The 7,030-nt window shown below is 64.5% G+C and carries 6 protein-coding genes; all 6 read right to left on the bottom strand.

Going from position 1 to position 7,030, the window contains the following annotated elements:
* Positions 1 to 51: 51 nt before the first annotated feature.
* The 6 genes from dnaE to ACYSM9_RS17605 all read right to left on the bottom strand — a co-directional run bounded on the left by dnaE (position 52) and on the right by ACYSM9_RS17605 (position 7,028).
* Positions 52 to 3,609, bottom strand: a complete 3,558-nt coding sequence (gene dnaE / locus ACYSM9_RS17630) for a DNA polymerase III subunit alpha (protein ID WP_461858254.1) — start codon at positions 3,607 to 3,609, stop codon at positions 52 to 54.
* 50 nt (positions 3,610 to 3,659) lie between these two features.
* Complete coding sequence (locus ACYSM9_RS17625; protein WP_461858253.1) at positions 3,660 to 4,586, bottom strand: RluA family pseudouridine synthase; 927 nt, start codon at positions 4,584 to 4,586, stop codon at positions 3,660 to 3,662.
* A complete protein-coding gene (lspA, locus tag ACYSM9_RS17620; protein ID WP_461858252.1) occupies positions 4,579 to 5,151 on the bottom strand; it encodes a signal peptidase II in 573 nt (190 codons plus the stop codon). Before lspA ends, ACYSM9_RS17625 begins: the two co-directional genes overlap by 8 nt.
* 88 nt (positions 5,152 to 5,239) lie before the next feature.
* A complete protein-coding gene (locus tag ACYSM9_RS17615; protein WP_461858251.1) occupies positions 5,240 to 5,923 on the bottom strand; it encodes a DivIVA domain-containing protein in 684 nt (227 codons plus the stop codon).
* Positions 5,924 to 6,103: 180 nt separating this feature from the next.
* Entirely contained in the window at positions 6,104 to 6,391 is a 288-nt protein-coding gene (locus ACYSM9_RS17610) for a YggT family protein (RefSeq protein ID WP_461858250.1), read from the bottom strand.
* A gap of 106 nt (positions 6,392 to 6,497) precedes the next feature.
* Complete coding sequence (locus ACYSM9_RS17605; RefSeq protein WP_221387504.1) at positions 6,498 to 7,028, bottom strand: cell division protein SepF; 531 nt, start codon at positions 7,026 to 7,028, stop codon at positions 6,498 to 6,500.
* Between the last annotated feature and the right edge of the window lie 2 nt (positions 7,029 to 7,030).

Below are 7,030 nucleotides of genomic sequence, written 5' to 3'. Positions count from 1 at the left end.
GACACCCATCAAGCATCCCGGCTAAACCAGCCAAGGTTTAGGAGACACGCCCTAGGCGTCCAGGCAGGCGGGGCCCAGCAGGACCTTCAGGTCACCGAAGAGTGAGGGGCTCGGGTTCACCCGCAGGTGCACGGGCAGGCCCATGATCTCGGTCCGGGTATCGCCCTGCAGGTGCAGGCGGACCTCCGAATTGCCCCGGTGGGTGCGCAGCACGTCGCCCAGTTCCGTGACCACGGCCTCGGTGGCCTTGTGCGTGGGCATGGTGATCACCAGCGGGCCGTGCAGTCCCTCGCTGAGGTCCGGGACGGACAATTCCATGCAGTTCAGGGTGATGGCACCGTCGTCGCGCTTCTGCAGCCTGCCCTTGACCACCACGATCAGGTCCTCGGCAAGCACGGAAGCGATGGGCCCGTACACCTGGCCGAAGAACATCACCTCGATGGAACCGCCCAGGTCCTCCACCTCGGCACGGGCGTAGGCGTTGCCGCTGGCCTTGGCGATCCGCCGGCTGAGCGAGGTGATCATGCCGGCGATGGTGATGATGGCGCCGTCCTGGGGGCCGTCCTCGCCGAGGATGGACGTGATGCTCATTTCGGCGTGCTGGCTCAGGAGTCCCTCAAGGCCCTGCAGCGGGTGGTCGGACACGTACAGGCCCAGCATGTCCCGTTCGAAGGAGAGCTTGTCCTTCTTCTCCCATTCGGGCAGGTCCGGGATCTCGATGCTCAGGGACGCCTCCGATTCGGCCTCTTCGAAGCCGGCGAAGAGGTCGAACTGGCCGATGGCCTCGTTGCGCTTGAGCGTGATGACCGAATCGATGGCCTCCTCGTGGACCATCGCCAGGGCGCGGCGGTGGTGGCCCAGGGAATCGAACGCGCCGGACTTGATCAGCGATTCGATGGTCCTCTTGTTGCAGACCACGGCCGGGACCTTCATCAGGTAGTCCTTGAAGGACGTGAACGCGCCCTCGCTCTCGCGCGCCGCCACCATGGCCTCCACGGCGTTGACGCCGACGTTGCGGATGGCGCCCATGCCGAAGCGGATGTCGTTACCCACGGGGGTGAAGTTCAGGGCGGACTCGTTGACGTCCGGCGGCAGCACCGTGATGCCCATGCGGCGGCATTCGTTGAGGTAGATGGCGGACTTGTCCTTGTCATCACCCACCGAGGTCAGCAGCGCGGCCATGTACTCGGGCGCATAGTGGGCCTTGAGGTAGGCGGTCCAGTAGGAAATGACCCCGTACGCGGCCGAGTGCGCCTTGTTGAAGGCGTAGTCGGAGAACGGCAGCAGGATGTCCCAGAGGGTCTTGACGGCCTCCATGGAGTAGCCGTTGTCCTGCATGCCCTGGGAGAAGCCGGCGAACTGCTTGTCCAGTTCCGACTTCTTCTTCTTGCCCATGGCACGGCGGAGAATATCTGCCTGGCCCAGCGAGTACCCGGCCAGCTTCTGCGCCACGGCCATGACCTGCTCCTGGTACACGATCAGGCCGAAGGTGCCGCCCAGGATCTCCCTCAGGGGTTCCTCGAGTTCAGGGTGGATGGGAATGACTTCCTGGATCCCGTTTTTCCGGAGTGCGTAGTCGGTGTGCGCGTTGGCACCCATGGGGCCGGGACGGTAGAGCGCCAGGACGGCGGAAATGTCTTCGAAGTTGTCAGGCTTCATCAGCTTGAGCAGCGACCGCATGGGTCCGCCGTCGAGCTGGAAGACGCCCAGGGTGTCGCCGCGGGCCAGGAGTTCGTAGGACGGGGCGTCGTCCAGCTCCAGGTTTTCCAGGTCCAGGTCGATGCCGCGGTTCATCTTGATGTTCTCGAGGGCGTCGGAAATGATCGTTAGGTTCCGCAGGCCCAGGAAGTCCATCTTGATCAGGCCCAGGCCCTCGGACGTGGGGTAGTCGAACTGGGTGATGACCTGGCCGTCCTGGAAGCGGCGCATGATCGGGATGACGTCGATGATCGGGTCCGAGGACATGATGACGCCGGCCGCGTGCACGCCCCACTGGCGCTTCAGGCCCTCAATGCCCAGGGCCGTTTCGAAGACCTTGGCGGCTTCGGGGTCGGTGCTGATGAGCTGCCGGAAGTCGCCGGCTTCCGAATACCGCTTGGCTTCCGGGTTCTGGATGTCCGCCAGCGGGATGTCCTTGGCCATGACGGCCGGCGGCAGGGCTTTGGTCAGCTGTTCGCCCATGCTGAAGGGGTAGCCCAGCACTCGGGAGGAGTCCTTGAGTGCCTGCTTGGTCTTGATGGTGCCGTACGTGACGATCATGGCCACGCGCTCGTCGCCATACTTCCGGGTCACGTAGTCGATGACCTCGGAGCGGCGCCGGTCATCGAAGTCGACGTCGAAGTCGGGCATGGAGACGCGGTCCGGGTTGAGGAAGCGTTCGAAGATCAGGCCGTGCCGGAGCGGGTCGAGGTCGGTGATGCGCATCGCGTACGCCACCATGGAGCCTGCACCGGACCCACGGCCCGGACCTACCCGGATGCCGTTGTTCTTGGCCCAGTTGATGAAGTCGGCGACCACCAGGAAGTAGCCGGGGAAGCCCATGGACGTGATGACGCCGAGCTCGTAGTCGGCCTGTTTCCGGACATCGTCCGGGACACCGCCGGGGTAACGGTACTTCAGGCCCTTGTCCACTTCCTTGACCAGCCATGAGGTCTCGTCCTCGCCGGGCGGGCAGGGGAAGCGGGGCATGTAGTTGGCGTCCGTGTTGAAGGACACCTCGCACCGCTCGGCGATGAGCAGCGTGTTGTCGCAGGCGTCGGGGTGGTCGCGGAAGAGCTCCCGCATCTCCTGCGGGGATTTGAGGTAGTAGCCGCTGCCGGAGAAGGCGAACCGGGAACCGCCGTTGTCATACGTCGGCTCCAGCAGCGTGGAGCCGGACTGGATGGCCAGCAGGGCCTCGTGCGCCTTGGCGTCGTGCTCGTGGGTGTAGTGCAGGTCGTTGGTGGCCACCAGCGGCAGGTTCAGGTCCTTGGCCAGCCGCAGCAGGTCTCCGGTGACGCGCCGTTCGATGTCCAGGCCGTGGTCCATCAGCTCACAGAAATAGTTCTCGGCGCCGAAGATGTCCCGGAATTCGGCTGCCGCCTCCAGGGCTTCGCGGTACTGGCCGAGGCGCAGCCGCGTCTGGACCTCCCCGGACGGGCACCCTGTGGTGGCGATCAGGCCTTCGGAATAGGTGTTGAGCAGTTCGCGGTCCAGCCGCGGCCATTTGCCGAAGACCGAATCCAGGGACGCGATGGATGAGGCGCGGAACAGGTTCCGCATGCCCACGTTGTTGTAGCTCAGCAGCGTCATGTGCGTGTAGGAGCCACCACCGGAGACGTCGTCCTTGCGCTGGGACTCGTCACCCCACCGCACGCGTTCCTTGTCCGTGCGGGCGGTGCCCGGAGTCACATACGCTTCGACGCCGATGATTGGCTTGATGCCCTTGGCCTGGGCCTTCTGCCAGAAGTCGAACGCCCCGAACAGGTACCCGTGGTCCGTGGTGGCCAGGGCAGGCATGCCCAGGCGCTCGGTTTCGTCGAACAGCTCCCCCAGGCGGGCAGCTCCATCCAGCATGGAATATTCGGTGTGGGTGTGCAGGTGGACAAACGAATCATTGCTGGAACTCACCGCACTATTCTAAGCGCTGCGTGCCCGCCGCCCGGGCCGGTGGGGGCGTGTCAGGCCTTCCCGGATCCCAGCACGTCCAGGGCGTAGGCCAGGTCCTGCGGATAGTCACTGGTCACCGTGACGCGCTCCCCCGTTACCGGGTGGTCGAACGAGAGTTCCCGCGCGTGCAGCCACTGCCGGGTGAGCCCGAGGTTTGCAGCCAGCCGCGGGTCTGCGCCGTAGGTAAGGTCCCCGGCGCAGGGGTGGCGGAGCGCGGAGAAGTGGACGCGGATCTGGTGCGTCCGTCCGGTCTCAAGGTGGACTTCCACCAGGCTGGCCTTGCCGAACGCTTCAAGCACCTCATAGTGGGTGACGGAATCGCGGCCGTCCTCGATGACGGCGAAACGCCAGTCATGCCCGGGATGGCGGCCGATAGGCGCGTCGATGGTCCCGGTCAAAGGATCCGGCAGCCCCTGCACCACGGCGTGGTAGACCTTATCGACAGTGCGTTCCTTGAACGCCCGCTTGAGGGCGGTGTAGGCCCGCTCGGACTTCGCCACGACCATCACACCGGACGTGCCGACGTCGAGCCGGTGCACGATGCCCGCCCGCTCCGGGGCCCCTGAGGTGGAAATGCGGTAGCCCGCGGCGGCCAGGCCGCCCACCACGGTTGGTCCCACCCAGCCGGGCGAGGGGTGCGCGGCCACGCCCACGGGTTTGTCGACGACGACGAAATCGTCGTCGTCGAGCAGGATGTTCAGGCCTTCCACAGGTTCCTCCACGACTTCCAGCGGGTCGCGCCGTTCCGGCACGGTGATATCCAGGACATCCCCGGCCACGAGTTTTGCCGACTTGCCCAGCGTTTTGCCGCGGTGGAGCACATTGCCCTCCGCCAGCAGGGAGGCCGCGACGGAGCGCGAGACTCCGAGGATCCCGGCCAGTCCGGCGTCGGCACGGGTTCCGGCGTAGGCGTCTTCAACGACTATCCGCTCACTCATCGCCGGGCCCCTCCTTGCGTCCGCCGCCCACGCGGGTTCCGTCCAGGGCGATGCCCCGGATGGTCAGGATGCAGATAATGCCGACGGCGGACACCACGGCGGAATCGGCGATGTTGAAGATCGCAAAGTTGGGCAACTGGATGAAATCGACCACATGCCCCATTCCGAAGGACGGTTCACGGAACAGCCGGTCGGTCAGGTTTCCGAGCGCACCGCCCAGCAGCAGGCCCAGCGCCAACGACCACCAGGCGGATCCCAGCCTGCGGACCTGGAAGAGGATGGCAACGGCGACTCCGGCCATGATGAAGGAGAACACCCAGGTGATGTTCTCGCCAATGGAGAACGCAGCCCCGGAGTTCCGGATGAAGTACCAGTGCAGGAGGGGCGGGAGCACCGGGATCCGCTCGCCCTCGACCATGGTGGAGGTGACCCAGAGTTTGGTCAGCTGGTCCAGGACATAGGCAAACACCGCGAATCCGGCGAAGAGGGACAGCAGCACAGCCCGGCGCGGGCGCGGGGATGGCGGCACCGGGCGTGCGGCGTCGGCGGCAATTTCGTCAGTCATGGTGCTTTCATTCGTAAAACCGTGTGATGCCAAAAGCCGGCGGCCGAGGAATCCTCAGCCACCGGCTTTCAGAATACGTGCTGCCAGGTTAGTTGGCTTCGCTGACTTCCGGCGTCGCAACCGAGCCGCGTGCTTCCAGGTCGCGCAGCTGGCCCTCGATGTAGGCCTTCAGGCGGGAACGGTAGTCGCGTTCGAAGCCGCGCAGCTGCTCCACCTTCCGCTCCAGGACCGAACGCTGCTGTTCCAGCGCGCCGAGGATCTTGCGGGACTTTTCCTGGGCGTCGTTGACGAGGCTGCTGGCTTCGATCTGCGCTTCGGCGATGATCTTGTCCTTCTGCGCCTGGCCGTCAGCGACGTGGCGGTCGTGCATCTGCTGGGCCATGGCGAGCAGGCCGGCGGCCGACTCGGCGGAAGCGGTGGCGGCAGGAGCCTGCGCGGCGGGAGCGGCAGCAGCCGGAGCCGGCTGGACGTCCTTCTTCTTGGCGGCCTCGGCAGCCTTGGCCTCAGCCTCGGCCTTTTCGCGGGCTTCGTCCTTGTCAGCCTTGACCGGTGCGGGGACCTTTTCCACCACAGGAGCGGCGGCGGAGCTTGCCGGAACGCTGGAACCGGCCTCGGCGAGCTTCTTGCGAAGTTCGTCATTTTCCTGGTTCAGGCGGCGGAGCTCGACGACGATCTCGTCCAGGAAGTCGTCAACCTCGTCCTGGTCGTAGCCCTCGCGGAACTTGGTGGGCTGAAAGCGCTTGTTGACAACGTCTTCTGGCGTCAAAGCCATCTGGTCACCTCACTGGTCTGGTTAGTCAGTAGGCCTTCCGGCCGTCAAAACTACGGTACCTAAATTTGGTCTGCTTACTCTAATTCAACACTGCGGTGTCAAACTCAAGCTTTATCCGCTTTCACAGTAACTGTTCCCCGTCACGGAGCCCCGTTGCGGCGCCGGGGTGTTGGAGGCAAATCAGGCGAGTCCCCTGGTGATGTTCATCGCAATACTGACCCCAATGAAGAGGATCAGGAATCCCAGGTCCAGCGAGATGCCGCCCAGCCGGAGGGGCGGGATCATCCGCCGCAGCCCCTTCAGGGGAGGATCCGTGATCGTGTAGACGGTGTGGGCCACCACCAGCGCCGCACCCCTGGGGCGCCACTCCCGTGCGAACATCTGCACCCAGTCAAAGACCAGGCGGATGATGAGGGCGATAAAGAAGAGCAGCAGCGCGAGATAGACCAGTGCGAAAACAATTGCCATGGCTTAATTCATATCTCCGTATCCCGCGGTGGTGCCGAACGTCTTCTCTATTTCAGCACAGATGCCAGGCAGGTGTCCCTGCCTGGCATCGGCCGTGTCCTTGAAATCAGCTCTGGTTGAAGAAGCTGGCCTGCGTGTCGCTGGCTTTTTTGTCATCGCCGATCACTTCGACGTAGGACGGCGAGAGCAGGAATACCTTGTTCGTCACCCGTTCGATACTGCCGCGGAGGCCAAAAACCAGCCCGGCGGAAAAGTCCACCAGGCGCTTGGCGTCGGCTTCACCCATGTCCGTGACGTTCATGATGACCGGAATGCCGTCCCGGAAGCTCTCGCCGATGAGCTTGGCATCATTGTAGGAGCGCGGGTGGATCGTGGTGATCTGGCGGAGGCCGGTGTTCTCTTCACGGCTCGACGCCGCACGCTTAATCGGAGTCACAGGGGCGCGGTATTCCTCTTCAGGGGTGTAGGACGCCTCACGGCTGACTTCGCGGACCGGTGCTGGCGCACGGCGTTCCTCGCGGTCAACTTCCATTGTTTCGTCCTCATCCTTACGTGTGGTCTGTTGCTCGGGCTCGTAATGCTCATCGCCGTCGGCGAGCCCAAGATAGATCATTGTCTTGCGCAGAGCGCCGGCCATGG

The organism is Arthrobacter sp. C152, assembly GCF_054890965.1.
The sequence above is the reverse complement of the archived record's forward strand: the minus strand, read 5'-3'. Positions and strand labels throughout refer to the sequence as shown.